At 67.9% G+C, this 21223-nt stretch carries 18 protein-coding genes; 6 read left to right on the top strand and 12 right to left on the bottom strand.

All coding sequences use genetic code 11. The features are described from left to right. Positions 1-199: 199 nt before the first annotated feature. The 3 genes from EJK15_RS16140 to EJK15_RS16130 all read right to left on the bottom strand — a co-directional run bounded on the left by EJK15_RS16140 (position 200) and on the right by EJK15_RS16130 (position 2978). Positions 200-1441: an MFS transporter gene (locus EJK15_RS16140; protein ID WP_138711242.1), complete on the bottom strand. Its 1242-nt coding sequence runs from the start codon at positions 1439-1441 to the stop codon at positions 200-202. Beyond that, on the bottom strand, positions 1438-2526 hold the full coding sequence (locus EJK15_RS16135; protein ID WP_138711241.1) for a PLP-dependent cysteine synthase family protein: 1089 nt from the start codon (positions 2524-2526) through the stop codon (positions 1438-1440). The genes EJK15_RS16140 and EJK15_RS16135 overlap by 4 nt, the downstream gene beginning before the upstream one ends. 77 nt (positions 2527-2603) lie before the next feature. Further along, entirely contained in the window at positions 2604-2978 is a 375-nt protein-coding gene (locus EJK15_RS16130; protein ID WP_138711240.1) for a hypothetical protein, read from the bottom strand. Between the two features lie 538 nt (positions 2979-3516). Between EJK15_RS16130 and EJK15_RS16125 the strand changes: the two genes are divergently transcribed. Together EJK15_RS16125 and EJK15_RS16120 are read left to right on the top strand one after the other, a co-directional pair. After that, complete coding sequence (locus tag EJK15_RS16125; protein WP_138711239.1) at positions 3517-3891, top strand: hypothetical protein; 375 nt, start codon at positions 3517-3519, stop codon at positions 3889-3891. Between the two features lie 148 nt (positions 3892-4039). After that, positions 4040-4486: a DUF2690 domain-containing protein gene (locus tag EJK15_RS16120; RefSeq protein WP_171074336.1), complete on the top strand. Its 447-nt coding sequence runs from the start codon at positions 4040-4042 to the stop codon at positions 4484-4486. A 296-nt stretch (positions 4487-4782) separates the two neighbouring features. Here the strand turns inward: EJK15_RS16120 and EJK15_RS16115 are convergent, their stop codons facing one another. Then, positions 4783-6015, bottom strand: a complete 1233-nt coding sequence (locus EJK15_RS16115; RefSeq protein WP_138711237.1) for an alkyl sulfatase dimerization domain-containing protein — start codon at positions 6013-6015, stop codon at positions 4783-4785. Between the two features lie 202 nt (positions 6016-6217). Here EJK15_RS16115 and EJK15_RS16110 point away from each other — a divergent pair, with 202 nt between their 5' ends. Both EJK15_RS16110 and EJK15_RS70595 read left to right on the top strand, forming a co-directional pair. Then, positions 6218-6403: a hypothetical protein gene (locus EJK15_RS16110; protein WP_138711236.1), complete on the top strand. Its 186-nt coding sequence runs from the start codon at positions 6218-6220 to the stop codon at positions 6401-6403. A 399-nt stretch (positions 6404-6802) separates the two neighbouring features. Then, positions 6803-6940, top strand: a complete 138-nt coding sequence (locus EJK15_RS70595; protein WP_171074335.1) for a hypothetical protein — start codon at positions 6803-6805, stop codon at positions 6938-6940. Positions 6941-6976: 36 nt separating this feature from the next. Here the strand turns inward: EJK15_RS70595 and EJK15_RS16100 are convergent, their stop codons facing one another. From EJK15_RS16100 to EJK15_RS16075, 6 genes are all read right to left on the bottom strand, one after another. Beyond that, the gene (locus tag EJK15_RS16100) at positions 6977-7999 is read right to left on the bottom strand and encodes a LacI family DNA-binding transcriptional regulator (RefSeq protein WP_138711235.1); all 1023 of its coding nucleotides are present in this window, start codon (positions 7997-7999) and stop codon (positions 6977-6979) included. Between the two features lie 317 nt (positions 8000-8316). Next, positions 8317-9768 (bottom strand): non-reducing end alpha-L-arabinofuranosidase family hydrolase, encoded by a 1452-nt coding sequence (locus EJK15_RS16095; protein ID WP_138711234.1) that lies wholly within the window; start codon positions 9766-9768, stop codon positions 8317-8319. A 73-nt stretch (positions 9769-9841) separates the two neighbouring features. Further along, positions 9842-11863, bottom strand: a complete 2022-nt coding sequence (locus tag EJK15_RS16090) for an RICIN domain-containing protein (protein WP_206060878.1) — start codon at positions 11861-11863, stop codon at positions 9842-9844. Then, on the bottom strand, positions 11860-12210 hold the full coding sequence (locus tag EJK15_RS16085) for an RICIN domain-containing protein (protein WP_138711233.1): 351 nt from the start codon (positions 12208-12210) through the stop codon (positions 11860-11862). Before EJK15_RS16085 ends, EJK15_RS16090 begins: the two co-directional genes overlap by 4 nt. 768 nt (positions 12211-12978) lie before the next feature. After that, positions 12979-15405 carry a glycoside hydrolase family 3 protein gene (locus EJK15_RS16080; protein WP_138711232.1) on the bottom strand — a complete coding sequence of 809 codons (2427 nt, stop codon included), beginning with the start codon at positions 15403-15405 and terminating at the stop codon, positions 12979-12981. A gap of 57 nt (positions 15406-15462) precedes the next feature. Next, positions 15463-16734, bottom strand: coding sequence for an MFS transporter (locus EJK15_RS16075; protein WP_171074334.1), 1272 nt, complete (start codon positions 16732-16734; stop codon positions 15463-15465). Positions 16735-16906: 172 nt separating this feature from the next. Here EJK15_RS16075 and EJK15_RS16070 point away from each other — a divergent pair, with 172 nt between their 5' ends. Continuing rightward, positions 16907-17512: a TetR/AcrR family transcriptional regulator gene (locus EJK15_RS16070; protein WP_138711230.1), complete on the top strand. Its 606-nt coding sequence runs from the start codon at positions 16907-16909 to the stop codon at positions 17510-17512. A gap of 511 nt (positions 17513-18023) precedes the next feature. On the opposite strand, the gene EJK15_RS16065 is transcribed toward EJK15_RS16070, so the two are convergent. Next, positions 18024-18389 carry a DoxX family protein gene (locus tag EJK15_RS16065; protein ID WP_138711229.1) on the bottom strand — a complete coding sequence of 122 codons (366 nt, stop codon included), beginning with the start codon at positions 18387-18389 and terminating at the stop codon, positions 18024-18026. A 111-nt stretch (positions 18390-18500) separates the two neighbouring features. On the opposite strand from EJK15_RS16065, the gene EJK15_RS16060 reads away from it, so the two are divergent. Further along, a complete protein-coding gene (locus EJK15_RS16060) occupies positions 18501-18878 on the top strand; it encodes a winged helix-turn-helix transcriptional regulator (protein WP_138711228.1) in 378 nt (125 codons plus the stop codon). 371 nt (positions 18879-19249) lie between these two features. On the opposite strand, the gene EJK15_RS16055 is transcribed toward EJK15_RS16060, so the two are convergent. Beyond that, positions 19250-20710: an endo-1,4-beta-xylanase gene (locus EJK15_RS16055; RefSeq protein WP_138711227.1), complete on the bottom strand. Its 1461-nt coding sequence runs from the start codon at positions 20708-20710 to the stop codon at positions 19250-19252. Positions 20711-21223: the final 513 nt, after the last annotated feature.

The raw sequence follows: 21223 nt of genomic DNA, 5'->3' as shown, positions 1-21223 counted from the left end.
TAGGGCTCGATGAACTCCCACTCCACATCCGTCAATTGCACTCGCGTCACGCTGAACGATCTACCGGATCAGGCCCCGAGACGAGGGCAGATCCCGCAGATTGATCACAATCAAATACGCGCCCTAGGTCGCGACGTGGTCGAGCTTCCCGGCGGCCACATCGGCTTCCTCACCGACACGTCAGCGTTCGCCGGCGAACTCATCCAGACTCTCTAACGGATCCCGCCAATCCGGCCGCCTCCACACGCAACCGCCCCGTTCTCCTTAGCGTGAAGAGGGCTGCCGCGCAGGCCCAGCCCAGGCCGAGCAGTGCCCACCAAGGCAGGGCGGGCAGCGCAAGCGACCCGGCGGCGTCGATGGCGGCGCCGATGCCCAGGTTCCCCGCCGCGATGCCGAGCCCGGAGATGGTGTTGTAGCAGCCGTAATAGGTCCCGACCAGGCGATCGCCGCCGAATCTGGCGATCGTGGTCATCTCGAACGGATAGACGATCATCGTGCCCAGCGTCAGCAGGACCGCCGTCACCAACACGGCGGCAAGCGCGGCGCCCCCAGGAAGCGGCACAGCCAGCGGCAGGAAGCTCGCTCCCATCAGCCACAGGCCGCGTCCCATCGCCTGCTCAGGCCCCCACCGCTCCTTGACCCACCGCGTGAGGCCCACCTGCCCGAACGCCGCCACGCCGCCAGAGACCGCGAACAGCAGGGCGACCCCCAGCTCGCCGCCCGCGGCCTGCCGCGCCTCGATCGGCAGGCTCAGGTAGATCTGGAAGTTGAGCACGTACGAACCGGTCATCACCATGGCGAACAGCAGGAACGGCCGGTTGGACACAACCTCCCGCCAATCCTTGATCAGGCCGCCCACGGCGTTGCCCCGCCGCCCGGGCAATGCCTTCACTTGCGCGGCGGCCAGCACCCCGAACAGCCCTGCGGCCACCAGACAGGTGAGCTGGAAGGCCGCGGCTTGCAGCAGGAGGCCGATGATCGGTCCGATGAGGATGCCGCACTGGTAGAACACGTTGAAGACGGCGAAGGCCTCCACTTTGCGCTCGCCCGCCTCCTGCGCCAGATAGGCGCGCGCGGCGGGGTTGAACAGGGCTCCCGCCAGTCCTGTGAGCGCGGACGCGACGATCAGCGCGGGCACCGTGTGGACCAGCCCGAGCAGGCCGAACCCCACTGTTCGCAGCGCCAGCCCGGCCAGGATCATGGGCTTGTAGCCGAGCCTGTCGGCCAGGCTTCCGCCGAGCAGGAACATCCCCTGCTGGCTGAGGTTGCGCACGCCGAGGACGAGCCCGGCCATCCACGCGGCCAGCCCGAGGTCATCGGTGAGGTAGGTGGCCAGGTAGGGCATCAGCATGTAGAAGCCGATGTTGATGGTGAGCTGGTTGATCAGCAACAGCCGGATCGGCCGGTTGAACGAGCGTACCTGTGCGGCTGTCGCCTTCATCGGTTCGCCTCGGTCGGCGCGGTCACCGTGGTGCAGCGCGTCCAGCTGCGGGCCTCCGCCTGCGCCGGATGAGCCAGCCGCGCCGGGGCGGAGGGTGGTTCGCGGTCCAGGACGTCGTGGCGGGCGCAGTAGTCGTCGTTGAAGACCGTGTCGAAATAGCGCTGCGGTCCATCGGGAAAGATTGCGGCGATGGTGGTGCCAGCGGGTTCGGTTCGGGCGAGCCAGGAGGCGACCAGCGCGACGGCGCCCACGCTCCAGCCGCCGGTGGCGTAGCGTCCGGTGGCGAGGCGGCGGCAGGCCCACACCGCTTCGGCGGGCGCCACCCAGTGGACCTCGCTGAAAGCTTCGTAGGCGACGTTGCTTGGGTAGATGCTGCTGCCCAGGCCGCGCATGAGGCGGGGACGGGCGGGCTGGCCGAAGATCGTGGAGCCGATCGTGTCCACGCCGACCAGCCGCACGCCGGGGCTGAGCCGCCGCAGGGTCCGGTAGACGCCCGCGCTGTGCCCGCCGGTTCCGACGCTGCATACCAGCACGTCGATGCGGCCGAGTTGCTCGGCGAGCTCTCGTGCCAGCGCGTCGTAGGCGCTGACGTTGTCCGGGTTGTGGTACTGGTCCGGGCAGTACGCGCCCGGATGCTCCCGGAGCAGAGCGCGTACCCGTTCCCGTCTGGCCTCTTGCCACCCGCCGATGGGCAGCGGCTCGCTCACCGTCTCCACGCGCGTGCCGTATGCGCTGAGCAGCCGGTGTACGAGCGGTTCCATGCCGGGGTCGCTGACCAGGATGACCGGATGGCCGTAGACGATTCCGGCCAGGGCGAGACCGAGGCCGAGGGTGCCGCTGGTGGATTCGATGATGGGTGCTCCGGGCCGCAGGTCTCCGCGGCAGCGGGCCTGGCGGATCATGTGCAGGGCCGGGCGGTCCTTGATGCCGCCGGGGTTGTGGCCTTCGAGCTTGGCCCAGAAGCCGTGTCCGCGCTCGCCCCGCAGTTCGGGGATCCACAGGACGGGGGTGCCGCCGACGAGGGCGGTGAGAGAAGAACGGCCGGCCCACATGCGGGCAGGCTGACGCCGATGGATGGTGTTCATGGTGATGGGTCCTCGCCACTGTCACGGGTGCCTGGATGGACGGCAGGCGCGGCCGGATCGGCGCGCGCCGGGCGCGGCTATACCCGGGAGACGCAGACTGTGGTGAGCAAGGCGGTCCCTGAGCGGGGCATGCCTGCCGCCGGAGCGGAAGCCTTGGATTCGTCCGGCCGCTGCGGCATGGCGGTGGCGACCTTCATGCTGGGCGGCGCTGCTGTCACCGGAGCGGGCTGGGTGGCGGGGTCGTCGCAGGACGTCGCGTGATGGTCGCCGTCCCCTCCGTGATCTGCCGGGGCGTCGCCCTCATGGGAGACGTGTTGATGGTGCCCGCTGGGCAGACCGGCGTGTGCGTGTGGCCCGAATCCGCACAGGAGAAGGTGGATTGTGGCGGTGATCGTGAGCAGCAGGAGCAGCGTGCTGCGCGCACGGCCGCTGCGGTGAAGGCTGACGATCACATGAGCAGCCTATCTCACCGTGTGTATGAACATAGTGAACCCGTAGTAATCACTGTGATGGGTATCAGTTGCACGTGAGCCGGGGGTCCGGGGCGTAGACGTGTAGGAAGAGCCGCACCCTCCGCGACCGGCCCGCCATCGCTGTGGTCCTGTGGGCCATGCTCGCTCGTACGCAGGGGCGTGCTGATCACCCGGAGGAAGGGCCTCATATCGACACCGGCCTCCGCACGCACTCTCTCTGAGATCGGCCGTCTAAGGGCTGCGGTTCCTTTGTCCAAACCGGGGCGCCTGGACAATGTTTGGACAAATATCCGGCGAATGTTCGTTGCCGCCGTCCGAGGAACCCGGCATAGTCGGGACCGTTCCCGCTTCACCGCGAATTTCGTGATCGCCGCTCGGTGGTGAAGCTCGAGGGAACCGGAGAGACTCCGGGTCCAGTGCCTATTTCTGCACTGCGCCGTACAGGCGAAAGACGATTCGACACCGCGAATCTCCCCTCTTTCATCGATCATTTCTCGCGGAGCGAAAGGGTGAGAAATTGAGTGACAAGAAGCTGACCCCGGCCGTGGCGGCCTGCGGCGCCGCACTGGCGCTGCTGGCCGCACCGGCCACGGCCGCGACGGCGCAGACGGCCACCACCGCGACGGGCGTCACCCAGGGGGTCGAGCGGGAGAGCATCAAATGCATACGGCCCAGTAGGAAGAAGACCAATTACTCCTGGAAGGACGGCAACTCCTCCACGACGGTCTACTTCAACAACCATTGCTCCCACCGGGTGTACGCCAAGCTGCACTTCAAGGGTCCGGTGGGGACGAGGAAGGAGTGCCTCGCCACGAACGGCGGGACCAGCGGCAAGAAGAAATTCAGAAAGGGGCTGGCCGAGAATCTCACAAAGATCACTAAGGACTGCTGACGACCCCGACCTCAAGCGTTGAGTCGGGGCGCTTCAATCCGGCGGCGCCGGTATCCCGGCAAACCGTCGGCGGCAAGAACCCTGGGCGATGTGGAGGGCGCCGGCCATCTTCGTACGCCCGGGCCTCTCGGTAAGGAGTCGGTTCGACATGAAGATCCACGTAGCAGCGGTTGCGGTGTCCGTAACGGCGATCTCGACGCTCTTGCTGACCACAGGACCAGCGAGCGCTCATCCGTACGACGGAAAGGACCCCTACAGGACCGGGTGCGCCAGCACCAAGGTGTTCACCGGGAAGAAGGCCTCGCTGAAGAACGAGGTCGGTGACAGCCTGGGCACGATACGGCTGTACTACTCCCGTCGCTGCGGCACCAACTGGGGCGAGGTGAGGGTGTCCAAGAACGGATCCGGCCAGATCACGGTCTTCACCAGCGCCAAGAGCAGATCCTTCAGCTACCGTGCCGGGAACGGCGGGCACCATTGGGGCAATATGGTCTATGCCCCCAGCGGCGTCTGCGCCAAGGCCACGGGCAGCGTGACGGTGGGGATCGGCCGCGCCAACAAGGGCAGCGGCACCACGGCGAAGGCCTGCGACTGAGGCAGGGGCGGCGTGCTCGTGGAGCCAGGCCAGGAACAGGCTGATCTCGTGTGAGCCGGAGAGCGTGTCCAGGCGGCGGACTTTGGCGCTGGATCCGGTTGCTGCGCCGGCATGAGGGTGCGCAGCGTCGACTGCTGGGGGAGCAGTGGTCACCGACTAGCCCGATGTTCACTGGCCGCCGCCCATGCCGCCGATGGTGCTGCGCGGCCGGTGGCGACCAGAAGCGCGCCGTGAGAATTTCCTGAGATGCAACGTGACCATGCCCCCCACTGGTGAGCCATGCAGGACCGCCGCTCTCACGAGCGCTGACGGGACTCCGCTGCGGCCCAGGCGAAAATGCCCTTCGCCATGAGGAGCAGCTCGCCGGCCGCCCTGGCGGAAAAGACCTCCGCGCGTACGCGATGCACGCCCGCGTCGTCCGGAGCCGCCAGGGCGGCCATTTCCGCCAAATGCCCGGCCAGCCGCTCGTCGCCTTCGGAAAGGGCCTTGAGCGCCGCATCCGCGAGTGCCTGCGCCCCGCCCGCCAGTTCCGCGACCGATTTCGCCAGCACCGCCTCGGGAGCGGGCTTCAGATGGGCCGGATTGCCGTCGTACCAGCCGCCGTAAAGGCGCCACAGATTGCGTACGACGAATTCCGGCTCGTCATATCGTGCCCGCAGATAGGGCCGGTCGGCGAAATGCTCTGGCGCCTTCACGGAGTGGACGATTTCGTCGAGTCGCGCGCCCGCGTTGAGCAGTTCCAGGGTCTGAGTGATGAGCGACTCCAGCCATTCGGCCGTTTCCAGCAACGCCTGCCGGATGCGGTCGCGGCCGAAGATGGGGGCGCCGTGGCCGGGGAGCATGATCTCGGCGTCCATGGCGGCCATCCGGTGCAGCGCGTGCACCCATTCCCGGGGATAGCGCTGCACCTTCTGCGGGTTGCCGCAGTTGGGCGTCACCCACATGAACAGGTCGCCGGGCAACAGCAGCCTGTGCTCGCGCACGTAGCCGATGGTCGCGTCGTCGGTCTCGCCCTTGGCGTGCACGAGGTCGAACGTGAGCCCGCCGCGCCGCACGGTCAGCTCGTCCGTGTAGGTCACGTCTGGATGGCGGTAGTCGGTGGGCCAGCGGAGCCCGGCGGCCTGGAACTGCCGCTGGTTGATCAGCGAGTTGTAGCCATTTGTCAGTACATAACGCTCGAACCGATCAACAACCGCTTCATGAGCATAAATCGTGGCTCGCGGCCCCGATTCCTCGAACGGCCCGGTCCCGAAGACGTGGTCGATGTGCCCGTGCGAGTAGAACGCGGTGGTCAGCGGTGCCCGCGTCCAGGCCCGGATGTTCTCGTGCAATTTCGCCGCCGAGAACGCGCCGCCGGTGTCGAACAGCACCAGCTCGCCCTCGGTCTCGAACGCGATCACGTTGCCGAACCCTGGCCACCAGCCGAGACCTCCGGTGATCGGCTGAACGCCCTTGCCCTGCATGCCAGCGTCCACGATGCTGTCGTCTGATTCGCCGCGCCACACGCGCTCGGCGTACTCGATAACCATGGGCCCAGCCTGCTTCTAGAACCTCATTCTAGGCAAGTGTCCACGGCAAGATCGCGCCCCTTGATGCGTGCCGGCGACCCCTCCGTACATTCGGGCAAACCCCGGCGCGGGCCTGCTGAGGTCGTGTGGGGAACGGCATGGCTCCTCGATTTCCAGCTCTCCGCGGCGACCGGCAGTTCGGCAACGGCATCCCAGAGCAGCGGTGGCCCGGCGTACTCGGCGGCCCGCCCCGGCCGCGGCCGCCACCCGGGCGGGTACCACGGCGCTGCTGGAATGGCTCAAGCACTGGAACGAGAACGCCCGCCCGTTCACCTGGACCAAGGGCGCCGACCAGATCATCAGCGCGATCGGCCGATACTGCGCACGAATCTCCGGACCACGACAATAGCGGCGTACCTTGAACCTCAGGTGTAGCACCCGGTCGGTGGGACACCACGACCACGTGGTCGCCCGCGGGCGGCTGACCCTCCCAGCCGTTCACCAGGTCGAACAGGTTGCGGCCCATCACGATCGTGCCGATCGCCGCCCACATCAGCCGGACGTGCTCCGCCGATGCACGTGAGACCTTGAAGCCGCTTCCGAGCTCCTGAGCTACCGGAAGCCGCCGGCGCTTCCTTGCTGCACGCCGCCAGTCCGAATGCCACCACGCCTGTCGCCGCCAGCACGACCATTCTTCTGAGTACGTTCTTGGAAGGGATCATGTCTTTACCTTCCTCCCGGGCCACCCCTCCCGGCCTCCGCCAAACGTCGCCAACCCATGCCCTCACTTTGGGGGTGGGCCCGCCGGATGAAGGTGAGGGTGTCAGGTTTCGGCGAAGACGATGCGGCGGCCTTGGGGGCCTGCGTCGGCGGCGGGCTGGTGCTGCGTGAGGAGAACCAGGTGCAACTTCAAGATCTCGTTGGCCCGGCGCAGCTCCTGCCGTGAACGTGTCCCGCTGCCTCTTCGAGAACGCCCTTCGGCTCAGGCGGTCGGAAGTGTGGGAGGCCCGGTGCTCTCGCGTACGACGAGTTCGGTGGCCAGCTCGACGCGGCTCTGTGGCAGTTGCTCGCCATGGGCCAGCGTCAGCAGCATCGAGGTGGCCGCGGCGGCCATCTCGGTGAGGGGCTGGCGGATGGTGGTCAGCGGTGGAATGGCCCACCGCACCGACGGCATGTCGTCGAAGCCGATCACGCTGAGATCGTCCGGGATGCGCAGGCCGAGCTGGTGGGCCGCGTGGTAGACGCCGATGGCCTGGCCGTCGTTCGTGGCGAAGATCGCGGTCGGCCGGTCGGGCAGGCGCAGCATGCGGTGCGCCTCGGCCAGGCCGCCCTCGATGAAGAAGTCTCCCCGGCCGATCAGCTCCGGGTCGACGGACACGCCGGCCATGTCGAGGGCGGTGCGGTAGCCGTCGAGGCGGGCCCGGCTGGACAGCGCGGAGTCGGGCCCGGTGATGATGGCGATGCGGCGATGCCCGAGCTCCAGGAGGTGGCGGGTGGCCGTGAGCCCGCCGTTCCAGTTGCCGGCGCCGACCGACGGGATGTTTCTCGCGGGAACGTCGGCCGGGTCCAGCAGGACCAGCGGGATCTCGCGGCGGGCGAGCTGTTCGTGCTGGGTCTCGGTCAGGCCCGAGAACACCGCGATCACGCCGCTCGGGCGGCGCCGCAGCACATCCTCCAGCCAGACGTCCCCGGCGGTGTGGTCACGGCGCAGGTCCGATATCCCCACCATGAGATCGTGCTCACGGGCGACCTCCGCCACGCCTTTGGTGATCTCGACGGGATAGTCGCCCTCCAGCGCGTGGAAGACCAGCTCCACCAGGGCCGTCGGTGTGGAGCGGCGGCGCTGGCGGCGGTAGCCGTGCCGGCGGATGAGCTCCTCCACGGCGGCGCGGGTTTCGGACGAGACTTCGGAACGGCCGTTCACGACCTTGGAGACCGTCGCGGTGGAAACTCCGGCCAGCTCGGCGAGCTGAGCGATGGTGAGAGGGGACGACTCCGTGGTCATGGCGGCAGTCTAGTCACGGAGTGCGGGGGGCGAGCGGTGCCGTCTTGCCAGATCGAGGCTTCAGCGCCCCCCTGGTCATGTCCCGCTTTTGGACATGAGGCGCTGCGGGAGGATGAAGACGATCAGCAGGGTGCCGCCGATGACGATGCGCGTGACCATGCGGACGTTCGTGGGTCCTGGGTACGGCGGACGCTCCCAGACGTCGTGCCCAGGACCCGGTTCACACGGTGATCAGCAGGGGACTGATGCCACGCGCGCGGGCTCGGCCTTGCACCGGGTCCGCCACGCCGGCTCCGAGCCGGACCCGTGTCACGCCATCAGCGCTGCAGCGTCAGCAGGCCCGGCCGGTAGGGCAGGAGGCCGTAGTCGCCGCCGGAGTTGGGGTTGCGTCCCTGGTAGAGCAACTGCAGGTTGCAGGGATCAACGGTCATGGTCTGATCGGCGCTGGTGCGGACCAGCTCGCCGTGGCTGATGTCGTTGGTCCAGGTGGCGCCGCTGTTGGCCTTGCCGGCGAAGGGGTTGCCCTCGGTGGCGGCCTGGGGTGTCCACGAACCGTTCAGGCTGGTGGCGGTGAACGAGCGGAAGTAGCGGCCCTGCGAGCCGATCGCCTCGACGATCATGAGGTATCGGTTCTGGCCCTGGAGCTTGTAGACCTGAACGGCTTCGAACAGGTTGTTCGTCGTGTCGCTCATGATCACCGTCGATGTGCTGCCGAAACTGCCCGGGAAGTTCCCGATGGGCATGCTCGCCCGGTAGATCTTGCCGTTGTCCCCGGCGAAGAACAGGTACATGTTCGTGCCGTCACCGATGAGCGTCTGGTCGATGGGCCCTGTTCCGGAGCCTGAGATGCTTCCCGAGAAGAGCACCTGCTGCGCTGACCAGCCATTCGGATTGGTGGGGTCGCTGGAGGTCCTGTAGGAGAAGGCGGTCCCGCCCCACTGGTAGGCGAGCACCCAGATGTTCTTCGGGGCGAAGTAGAGAAGCGTGGGCGCGACGGTGGAGGACGACATCGTGTTCTGGCTGGCCGAGGCCATGTCGGACCAGTTGCTGAAGAGGCTGAAGTTCATCGAACCCCACCTCGTCCCCGTGTCGTGCGTCGTGGCGTAGACGAGATGCCTCCCGTTGTAGGGGGCGACGGTGAAGTCCTTGAGCGAGACCCATCCCGACTTCGGCTGCGCCAGCGGGCCCGTCGAGGTCCAGCGGTACGTCGACGGAAGATCGCATTCACCGGGGTTGCCGCCGTCGACCCGGACGAGTTGCCACTGCTGGTTGTTGCCGCCCCAGTCGTCGTACTGGACGATGTTCGCGTTGTCGGCGGTGGAGGCGCCCTGGACTTCCAGGGCCTTGTTGCTGTGGCGCGAGATGAACCTCACATGGCCGTCTGAGCTGTCGGCCAGCCGCCACTGCTGGTTGCTGCCGTTGCCGTCGGCCCATTGCACGATCGCGCCGCCGTTGGCGGTGGAGAAGTTGTAGACGTCGAGCACCTTGCCGGAGTGGCGGGACTTGATGCGGTAGTAGCCGCCGCCGGAGTCGACGAACTGCCACTGCTGCTGGTTCTGATCGTTCCTGGTCCACTGGGTGATGCGGGCGCCGTCGTTGGTCGCCAGGTTGTAGACGTCCAGGGCCTTGCCGCTGTTGCGGTTGACCAGGACATACCAGGCGTTGGTGTCGACGGTGGCCGCGTTGGCCACCTGAACCTGAAGGGCGACGAACAGGCTCGCCAGTAAGGTGGCCACCGTCGCGAGAACGGATAGGGATCTGAATTTCATGATGCGCTCCGATTTATCCGACTTGCACGAGTTGCCATAGCTGGTTGGTGCCTTCCTGTGTCGACGTGTTGCGTCAGGGGGTGGTGAGGTCGAAGCGGCGCACGGTCACCGCGCCGCCGAGGGACTGGGTGGCGTAGTTGAAGATCCCGAAGCGGTAGCCCATGAAGAACTGCCAGGCGTTGTTCAACGTGAAGGCCGGGCCGAGGCTGATGAAGTTCGTCCCATCGGTGCTGTAGGAGAAGCGGGCCTGCCTGCCGGATCCCGGCCGGATGTCGGCGTTGGCCCGCAACCAGAGCCGGCCGCCCGAGATGTTCGCGCTCGCCGCCTCGGTGCCGGTGCCGGTGGTCTGCCACGAGCTGTTCATGGTCAGGCCGTTGGTCATCACGACCCGGTTGGCGCCGTTGTCGCGTTTGACGCCGATCCAGGCGGACTGGTCGCGCAGCATGGCCAGCCCGGCGCGGTCGCCGTTGGCCATCTGGGAGTAGTCGAGCTCGATCGTCGCGGTCGACGACGGGCCCTGGATGCGGTGGGTCAGGGTGTTGCGGGCGTTGTAGAGGTCGCCTGTGACCGTGGCGGTCTGCAGGAGCAGGCCGTTGCCGGTGGAAAAGCGGCTGATGTCGGGGTTGTGGTTCCACTCCCACCGGTGGCCGAGACTGCCCGAGGTGAAGGTGTCCGGGCCAATCATCGAGGCCACCGTGCGGTTGGTCTGGATGTTCGGCCGCGGGTAGTTCACGCCCCAGCCGCCGTTGACCGTCTGGACGGTCGGCCAGTCGTTGGTCCAGCTGATCGGAGCGAGTGCCGGGACCCGGCCTCCGGGGTATGCGTCGACGAACGACATGTAGTACCAGTCGCCGGCCTGGGTCTGCACGAGCCCGCCCTGATGCGGGACGCCGCCGCCGGAGATCGGGCCGGGCATGTCCAGCAGGACCTGGCGCATCTCATACGGGCCCCACGGGGAGGTGGACCGGAGCACGTACTGGCCGTTGGCCGGGCGGGTCAGCCAGATGTAGTAGTAGTTGCCCCGCTTGTAGAAGCGGGCGCCCTCCAGCGTGCCGACGCTCGAAGGGGTTTGGAACACCTGCTGGGCGCGGACCTGGCTGAGCCCGTCGGGCGAGAGCTGGGCGACGCTGATGGTGCCGTTGCCGTAGGCGACGTACATGGTGTCGTTGGTGTCGATCAGCAGGCCGGCGTCGTAGTAGCAGTTGTTGATCTGCGAGCGCTTGGTCCAGGTGCCGTCGACGGCGGAGGCGGTGTAGACGTATGTGCGGTTGAACTCGACGCAGCCGATCCAGTAGTAGGTGCTGTCGCTGGGCCGGTAGTTCAGGGTCGAGGCCCAGATGCCCTTCACGTACGCCCGGCCGCCGTTGAGGTCGTAGGCGCCCGAGTTGAAGTCGAGCCTCGGGACCGAATGGCCGGCGTACTCCCAGTCGACCAGGTTGTAGGAGCGTAGGATCGGCGCGCCCGGCGAGTAGTGCATCGTCGAGGCCGAGTAGTAGTAGGCGTCGCCGACCCGGATGATGTCGCCGTCGGCGAAGTCCTGCCAGACGACCGGGTTGGTGTAGGTGCCGCCCGGATCCGGGTTGCCGCCGACCTGGACGAGTTGCCACTGCTGGTTGTTGCCGCCCCAGTCGTCGTACTGGACGATGTTGGCGCCGTCGGCGGTGGAGGCGTTCTGGACCTCCAGCGCTTTGTTGCTGTGGCGGCTGATGAATCTCACGTAGCCGCCGGCGGAGTCGGCCAGGCGCCATTGCTGGTTGGTGCCGTTGCCGTCGGCCCATTGCACGATCGCGCCGCCGTTGGCGGTGGAGAAGTTGTAGACGTCCAGGACCTTGCCGGAGTGGCGGGACTTGATGCGGTAGTAGCCGCCGCCGGAGTCGACGAACTGCCACTGCTGCTGGTTGCCGTTGTTACGGGCCCACTGGGTGATCCGGCCGCCGTCGGCGGTGGATGAGTTGTAGACGTCCAGGGCTTTGCCGCTGTTGCGGTTGACCAGCACGTACCACGCGTTGGTGTCGACCGTCGCGGCCGACGCCTGGGGTGTGAGGAACACGCCCACGAGAAGCAGAGACGAGACAACCGCGAGCACGCGCCTCACAGGAACCTCCACAGGTTGTTGTTGGCGCCGTTGTCGTCGGCGAGCACGACCTGCGCGCCCTGCGAGGTGCCGGCGAGGCCGAGGACCCGGCCGCCGTTGGCGCACTGGATGCGGAAGGCGGCGCCCGACCCGTAGTGCGGCCGCCAGCGGTGGTTCTGGTTGTCCAGCCAACGACCGGAGGTCGGCCGGACCTGGCCGAGGTCGAACTCGTAGGCCGAGACGCCGATGTCGGATCTGGCCCAGGGGAGTGCGGCCAGAGCGGGGGGTGTGCCCGCTATCTGGCCGACGACCGTGAGCGCGGTGGTCGCGCCTGTGGCTTGGAAGAGCTGACGACGGCTCAAGGACATGCGGAGCTCCTTGGAGATGGGGGCGGTGACCGGTGTCCGCCGGCCACCTGTTCACCGGGTCAGGCCCTCGAAGAGGCCGCTCTCGGGCGACGTGTTAGCGCTAACAAGTCGATGATGAGGTCATGCGGAACCGTGGCCGTCACGGGTCGTGTGCTGTCGCGGGAAATGAGAGGGGGCATCCAGGCCTCCGTTACCGAATCGCAGAGGACAACCTGTTAGCGCTAACATCCGATCCTGAAGAGAGCTGTGTGGCCTACTCCGTGGAGCGCGTTGTCGCGGAGTACATCCGACGGTCAGGCCCGGCGTCAATGAGGAGAGCCCCTCGCCGGCCTGGGCGTTGCCATCCGAACGCCTTCCCGCCTGGAGTTTTGCCTCCGAGGAGATCGCGCCGCACTGCTCTTGCATGTGAAAGTTTCACAGAAGTTACCCGTTGGCAACAGAGTAATTTGCGACAGATTACGAGGTAAGTTGCTGACTTGGAGTCGAGGCGGGGTGATCGCCTTGAGCCCGGTGCTGGACTCAGCCGCTCATCGGCAACATGCTGCCAGCCTACGCCTGCTCTGCCGGCGTGGCCGGCATCGTAATTGATCTTAATTAAGTTTCTTTCCTGCGCGGTTAAAGAGCCGCGAACAAAGCGCGCTTCGAGATGGCCCCGCTCCGACGCCGTGACCGTTGTCGGGTGCGACCCGCCGGGCGACCAGGTAGGCCAGCATCCACGGGCCTTTGCGCTCCAAGGTGGCCGAACTGGGCGATGGTCGGAGCGCCAGATCATACCTCCAGTCGTGTGGTCAGCCGGGTGTCGGTGAGGGAGCGGGACGCCTGGAGTTCGTACGAGCCCTTGACCTGCGACCAGCCGGGCACCCGCTCGTCCCAGATCTCGAATGCGCGGTGGGGTAGTTCGACGACTGCCTCGGCCGTCTCCCCGGGTGTGGCCTCGACCGTGGCGAATCCGGCCAGCCAGCGGGCCGGGCGGTCGACCGTGTCGGCGACCGGCGCCAGGTAGAGCTGTACCGTCTCGCGGCCCGGGCGGTCGCCGGTGTTGCGGACGCGGACGGTGGCCGTAATGCCGATCACTTCTAGGGAGTCGTACGTCCAGGTGGTGTAGCCGAGGCCGTGCCCGAAGGGGTACGACGGGGTGCGGCCCTCCTTCTCCCAGGCGCGGTAGCCGATGAAGACGTCCTCGATGTACGCGAGTTCGCCGTTCGACGGGACGACCTGGGTGACCGGGGCGTCGGACAGGGAGCCCCAGGTGGTGGGCAGACGGCCGCCCGGTTCGTGCGCGCCGGTCAGGACGTCCGCCAGGGCCGTGCCGCCCTCCTGGCCGGGAAACCAGCTCACCAGTACGGCCGCGACCTCGTCACGCCACGGCAGTTCCACCGGCGAGCCGGAGTTGACCACCACGACGGTGTTCGGGTTGGCGGCGGCGACGGCGCGGACCAGGTCGTCCTGACGGCCGGGGAGGGTGAGGTCGGTGCGGTCGAAGCCCTCGGACTCGACGCGGTCGGTGGTGGCGACCACCACGACGGCCGTGTCGGCGGCGCGCGCGGCCTCGACCGCCTCGGCGATCAGCTCGTCGGGGTCGCGCTGCGGCGCCCGGTGGGCGAGGGCGAAGCCGACGACCTTCATCGGGATGCCCTCGGGGAAGGCGACGCCGTAGGTGAGGGAGACGTCGACCGGCTCGCCCGCGGTGAGGTCGGCCTGGGCGCGGTGCACGGGGGCGCCGAAGTAGGCTTCGAAGGGGTCGTCCTTGGCGAGGCGCTGGAGGTCGTCGAAGTACGTCGTGCCGTCGACGGTGAGGGTGAAGGCGCCCATGCCCTTGATGCCGAAGCTGTGCGTGCCGGTCTCGCGCGGGGTGAAGGTGCCGGTCAACTCCACGGTGTGCAGGGCCTCGTGGGTGACGCCGTCCGGGAGGTCCGACCCCATCCACTGGATCTGGCCGTTGGGCACGGAGCCCGTGCCGATCACCTTGCCGGCGGCGTCCTGGCAGACCGCGCGCAGTTCGAACCCCTTGTCGGCGACGGTCAGTTCCGTATTCGGGTCGGCGCCGACGGCGTAGGTCAGGGTGCCCGCCGGGAGGGCGGCGGTGAGGCCGTCGAGCGGGGAGACGGTGCGGGCCGGGAAGACGGTGGTGGAGCCGCCGCCGAGGATGCGGGCGTCGCGGGCGGCGGCGCCGATCAACGCCACCGTGCGGCCGGGCTTCAGTGGCAGGGCACGTTCGCCGTCGCGCACCTCGTTCCGCAGGAGGACGAAGGAGCGGTGGGCGATCTCGCGGGCGAGGGCCTCGCCGTCCACGGTCTCGGGCAGTTCGGTGACGGCCTGCTCGGCGCCCTCCAGGATGCCGACCCGGGCGGCGAGGCGGAGGACCCTCCGTACCGCCTCGTCGACCGTGGCCTCCTCGACCCGGCCGTCGCGTACGGCGGCGGCGAGGGCCTCGCCGTACACCGTGACCGGGCCGGGCATGGCGAGGTCGAGGCCGCCCTCGATGGCGCCGGTGGTGGAGCGGGCGGCCATCCAGTCGGAGACGTTGAAGCCGTCGAAGCCCCACTCGCCGCGCAGGATGTCGTTCACCAGGTGGCGATGCTCGGTCATCGTCGTGCCGTTGACCATGTTGTAGGCGGTCATGATGCCCCACGGGCGGGCGTCCGCGACGATGGCCTCGAAGGGGGCCAGGTACAGCTCGCGCAGGGCGCGTTCGGAGACCAGGTTGTCCACGGTGAAGCGGTCGGTCTCGGCGTCGTTGGCGACGAAGTGCTTGACGGTGGTGCCGACGCCGCCGGACTGCACGCCCGCGACATAGCCGGTGCCGATCCGGCCGGTGAGGTACGGGTCCTCGCTGTAGGCCTCGAAGTGGCGGCCGCCGAGCGGGGAGCGGTGCAGGTTGACGGTGGGGGCGAGCAGGACGTGGACGCCTTTGCGGTGGGCCTCCTGGGCGAGCAGCACCCCTGCTCGGCGGGCGAGTTCGGGGTCCCAGGCAGCGGCGAGCGCGGTCGGGGACGGCAGCGCGACGGACGGGTCGTCGGCGGTCCAGTGCACTCCCCGTACGCCGATCGGCCCGTCCGACATCACCAGAGACTTCAGCCCGATCTCGGGCAGCGCGGGCAGCGACCACATGTCCCGACCGGACAGCAGTCGGGTCTTGGTATCCAGATCGAGCCGGGCGAGTGCCGCCTCGACGGCCTGCTCGATGTCGGGCATGTGGTTCAACTCCCTTGTAAGGACGGGCGGGTGGCGCGGTGGGCTATGAGGAGATGGTCAGCGCACACTCTTGATACGGGTGACGGAGAGGGCGCCGACCAGGGCGACCGCGGCGCAGAAGGCGAAGAACAGGGTGTAGTTGTCGCCGCCGCCGATGGCGAGCAGAAACGGTGCGACGGCCGGGCCGAGGCTCTGCGGCAGTGCGTTGGCTATGTTCATGACGCCCAGATCCTTGGCGGCGGTGTCGGGGTCGGGCAGCACCTCCGTGACCAGGGCCATGTCGACGGCGTAGAACATGCCGCCGCCGATGCCGATGACCACTTGGGAGAGCAGGATGATCGGGAAGCTCGGCGCGAAGGCGACGAGGAGGAGGCCCGCGACGACGACCAGGCTGCTGCCGATGACGAAGGGCTTGCGGGTACCGGCCCGGTCGGAGAGCCAGCCGCTGACGGCGGCACTGGCCGCGTTGCACAGGGAGCCGACGATGACGAGCAGGGCGATCTTGCCGCCGGACACCCCGAAGTCGCTCATGAGGTAGTAGGCCGTGTACGCACTGGGTCCGACCATGCCGAACATGACCAGGAACTTGGACAGCCACGCCCAGCCGAAGTCGGGATGCGTTCGGGGGCTGGCCCAGAAGCTGTGGGCGAATTCCTTGGCGGAGAACGGGCCGGGCTTGGCCGTGAGCGGTTTGTCCCGCAGTGTCAGCGCGAAATAGGTCACGAAGACCACGGCGAGCACGGCCGGTGCCAGGAACTGGGCCCCCTGGCCGGGGATCTGCGAGGCGAGCACCATGCTGACGACCACCGACAGCGTGATCGCGACACCGAGGGCACCTGACACCTTTCCGCGCTGGGCCGGCGGCACCTGGTCGGGAACGGTGGCCTGGAGCGTGGCGAGTGAGGCGTTGAGGGCGGTCTGGGTGATGATCCAGCCGACCAGGATGGCAGGGATCGACGGCACGAAGGCGATGATCGACAGTCCGGCGAACCCACCGGCCACGCCGCAGATCAGCCAGGGGCGGCGGCGGCCGAACCGTGACGTCGTGCGGTCCGAAAGTCTGCCGAAGAGCGGGTTCGCGATGAGCGCGAACAGTGCGCCCACGCCGAGCACCAGGCTGAGGCTCGCGGTCTTGTTGTCCGGATCGACCTCGGCGACGCGCAGCGCCATGGTGATGATGACGGGCGTGATCAGGGCTCCGAAGAGGCCGAACTGGGCGAGGGCGATCCGGGCGAGGAATCCGCGGGGCGCCGACTGCGGCTCGGTGGACCGGTCTTTCTCGGGTGCTGTGGCGGCAGTGGTGGAGCCGGGGACAACTGGGTGGTCCACAGCGAACCTCCTCATGAGGCGAAGGGGGGAAAGAGGCTCGGACAGGGATAAATCGGAACTCTCTGTCGTTGCCCGACAGCATGAACCAGTCAAACTGTTGATCGGTAGGTGTCGTTACCTTTTCGTAAACTAAGGAAATCTGCCCAGCATGCTCGCGGGTTAGGCTCGAGAGATGACCAGGCAAGGTACGGGCCGCGGCGCCGGCGGTCGTGCGACGCGCAGTGAGGGCCGCCGGGCGGAGATCGTTCAGGCCGCTCTGGAGGTCATCGCCGAGCGCGGTTTCCGGGGAGCGTCCCAGGCGGCCGTGGCCGAAAGGGTGGGGCTGACGCAGCAGGGAGTCCTGCACCACTTCCCGACCAAGGAGGATCTGCTCCTCGCCGTGCTGGAAGCTCGCGACCAGTGGGACATGGCCTCGGTGGCGTGGCGCAACAGCGTCTGGTCACTGGAGACAATGGCCCAGCTCGTCGAGTACAACACCACCCGCCCCGGCATCGTGCAGGTCTTCACGGTGCTGGCCGGCGACAGCGTCACGGAGGGTCACCCCGCGGGCGCGTATTTCAAGGACCGGTACCACCGGGTCCGTGAGGGAGCGGTGCAGTGCCTGCGCGACACCTACGGCGACGTTCTCCCGAGCGGCCTCACCCCCGAACAGACGGCCCCGCTCCTCATCGCGGTCATGGACGGGATCCAGACGCAGTGGCTGCACGACCCGGAGGCCGTGGACATGGCCGAGGCGTTCCGGAACTTCCTGGTCCTGCTGGAGGGCGACGGGGCATGAACGGCCAGTGGCAGTGCTCACCGCCACGATCCGCCCCTGGCTGTAGCCGGCCCGCGGCCGCCCTGGTCCTCGCCCGCGACCTGCTGGACCGGCCCCTGCGCGGCGACCGGCCAGTCCATCACCGAAGCCCTCGCAGCAGCCCGCGCCACCAGGGCGGCCACGGCCGCGGCGGGCCGGCACGCCCGTGGCGCTGGACGCGAGCACCGCGGCCGCCGTCGACCTCAGGTGGGCCGGCCAGTGACCCGGGCCCTGCCCCCTGCCACTGCCCGGTGAACACCGCCGAGCTGCGCGGGTAGCCGCCCCTCGTATGCAAGGTCCCCAACGGCGCCGACGGACACGTTCCAGACGTCGCCTGATGCCATGATCGGTCCCACGCCGAATGGCGCATTCGAGGGGTCGTCGCAACACAGGTGATCAGTTGCCGGCGACAGTCAGCATAGCGAGGTGGTCACCGCTGGGTGTCCTTCGGCGATGGCCGCCCGCCCCTGCTGCCAGGGGCGGGCGGGCCGCTTCAAAGCCAGGTGGTGCCCAGCCAGGCGGTCGCGGCCGCGGCGGCCAGGAGGGCGATGTTGAGTCCGATCTGCCGGGCCTCGCCGCGGGAGACGTGGACCGCGATGCCGCCGACCTGGATCAGGACGAGGCCGATCGCCGCGGCGATGGCGAGCCATGACGCGATTCCGGTCAGCGGCGGCAGGATGAGGCCGGCGGCACCGAGGAGTTCCAGGACTCCGATTAAGCGGACGAGCGGCATTGGAACGGTGTCGACCCAGCCCATCATGGGCTGGAGCTGTTCCTGGCTCTGGGTGGCCTTCTTACCTCCGGCGTAGAGGTAGAAAACCGCCAGAAGCGTGGCGATGATCCAGTAAGCGATGTTCATGTGGGCTCCGAGACAAGACCATGGTTACCGTTCGTAAGTTGCCTCATGATGCGTCACTATTGAGAGGCTTACAAAAGGCACATGCGTGTGCGTTAGGCACAAGGGGCTGTCATGTCGCAGTACGAGCACACCTGCATGATCCGCGGAGACGGTGGCCGGACGATCCGCACGATCCTCGACCGGATCTGCGACAAGTGGACCCTGCTGGTCGTGGCAACCCTTGATCAGCAGCGGCTGCGCTTCACCGATCTGCATCGGCAGATCCCCGGGATCTCCCAGCGAATGCTGACGCTGACGCTCCGGAACCTGGAGCGCGACGGCTTGGTCTCCCGGACGGCGTACGCGGAGGTTCCGCCGAGAGTCGAATACGCGCTGACCCCCACCGGGCGGAGTCTCATTCCGCCCGCGCTGGCCCTTGCCGGCTGGGCCATCGAGCACATCGCAGACATAGAGGCCAGCAGAACCGCCTACGAGACCCGGACCGGATGACCCCCTGTGCCCTCACTCCCGGCCGCACCTTTGCCCCCTGCCCGGAGCTTTAGGATCTCCTGGCCAGGTCAGGCGCAGGCTGTCAAGAGCTCGGCAAGGGCAACAGCACCGCCGGCTCCACCGTGGCCATGTGGGCGCCGAACAACAGCACCAACAACCAGTGGACGATCACGGGCGGGTGACGGCCGCTGGGCCGCTCGGGAGTGTGAGCACCGTTGTTGAGCCACGCCCGGCCGCTTCGGACGGGCGTGGCTCACCCTCCCTCGGTCTCGCCACCGGGGCCGAGGGAGGGTCGCATCGGGGGTGCGGTCAGCAGGTGGAGCTGGTCTGGGTCAGCAGGACCAGGCGCCACTGCGAGCAGTCGGTGAAGCTCACGCGGTGCTCGGGTTGTAGGTCCACTTCTGGTTGCTGCCGCTGTGGCAGCTGTACAGCTGCAGCCCCGTGCCGTTGCCGGTGCCGCCGCCGACGGCGTCAAGGCACAGCCCGGACTGTACGCCCACGATCGTGCCGTCGGAGTTGACGCGCCATTTCTGGTTGTCGCCGCCCCAGCAGGAGTAGATCTGGATCTTGGCGCCGTTGCCGGTGCCCCCGGCGTCCAGGCACTTGTTGCCGTAGACCTTCAGCTCCCCGGCCGAGGTCTGCGTCCACTGCTGGTTGGTCTGACCGTTGCAGTCCCACAGGTTGACCGCGGTGCCGTCGGTGGTGCTGGAACTGGGCACGTCCACGCAGCGGCCGGAGCCCGTGCCCTTGATCTGCCCCGCGTCGCCGCCGGGCGTCGGCGTCGTGGTGCCGCCGTTGAGGGCGTTGAGGACCGAGGTGTAGGCGGGCTTCTTGTTGCCGTTGCTGTCGAAGAGCAGCGGGGCGGCGCCGGCACCGAGCCAGGAGTCGCTGTCGCGGACGCCCCACACGGTGATGCCGGTGCAGCGGGGGACGGCCAGGCAGTCGTTGGTCACGTTGGCGTAGGTGGTCGCCGAGCCGCCCTGGATGTCCAGCTCGGTGATCTGCACGTCGACCCCCAGCGCGGCGAAGCTCTGGATGGTCGTGCGGTAGTTGCTGTTGTAGGGGCTGTTGCTGTTGAAGTGCGACTGCAGGCCGACGCAGTCGATCGGCACGCCGCGGGCCTTGAAGTCCCTGACCATGTTGTAGACGCCCTGCGTCTTGGCCCAGCTCCAGTTGTCGATGTTGTAGTCGTTGTAGCACAGCTTGGCGGCCGGGTCGGCGGCGCGCGCGGTGCGGAAGGCCACCTCGATCCAGTCGTTGCCGGTGCGCTGGAGGTTGGAGTCACGCCGGCCGCCGGAGTTGCCGTCGGCGAAGGCCTCGTTGACCACGTCCCAGGCGTAGATCTTGCCCTTGTAGTGGCCCATGACGCCGTTGATGTGGTTGATCATCGCCTGGCGCAGCGAGCTGCCCTCCATCGGCCGCATCCAGTTCGGCTGCTGGTTGTGCCAGGCCAGGGTGTGCCCGCGCACCCGCTTGCCGTTCTGCACGGCCCAGTTGTAGACCCGGTCCCCGGCGGAGAAGTTGAACTGCCCCGGGTTGGGCTCGGTGGCGTCGATCTTCATCTCGTTCTCGGCCGTCACCATGTTGAACTCGCGGTTGGCGATCGTGGTGTAGGCGGAGTCGCCGAGCCTGCCCGAGGCGATGGCGGTGCCGAAGTAGCGGCCGCTCTGCGCGGCGGCCGCGCCGAGCGTGCTCTCTGCGGCATCGGCCGGAATCGCCGTCGCCAGTGCCGTGATCAGGCCGAGTGCGCCGAGCGCGCCGGCGATCAGCGCCCGGCGGTGCCCGCCGAGCGGCCGTCGGGCGGTAGGTGGGGACATGGCGTTGACACGCATGCTTGTGCCTCCGTATGCGAATCATGGGGAAAGGATCGTGCGGGACACATCCGCGGGACCGACGCCGCGTCCCGGTGGGGACGCACACCACAGGCGTCGGGGCGGCAGTCCCCCTGTTGAGCACCACCGAGCCGGTAGGGGAGATCACCTCGGGCACTCAGTGTGGGAATCTCGCCGAAAATTGTCAAGGATGTAGTGAAAACTTTCGGCCACGCCCGCCCTTGCCTGTGCCGGTTGTGCTGGCTCAATGTGCGACGCGTGACCTTTGAAAGTTTCGGCCCGGCCCGCTGGTTGGGGCGCAGGTGAAAGTTTCATGGCGACGCTCTCGCTGATCGACGCGGCCAGACTCGATAGTCCGAGGTGAGCGTGCTGGGGCGCTGCTTCCGCCGACCCGCTGCACGTTAAGGCGTTCTTGACAGTACCTTTCTGCCTCGTGTTTGCTCCGTCCCGCCACCACCTCCACCGGCCCGAGGGGGAGCTCGACTTGTTAGCGCTAACAGGGAGAGGCGAACC

This window comes from Nonomuraea basaltis (assembly GCF_005893125.1).
Classification (GTDB): Bacteria; Actinomycetota; Actinomycetes; order Streptosporangiales; family Streptosporangiaceae; genus Nonomuraea; species Nonomuraea basaltis.
Note: the sequence above shows the minus strand (reverse complement) of the source record. Positions and strands in the feature narration are given on the sequence as shown.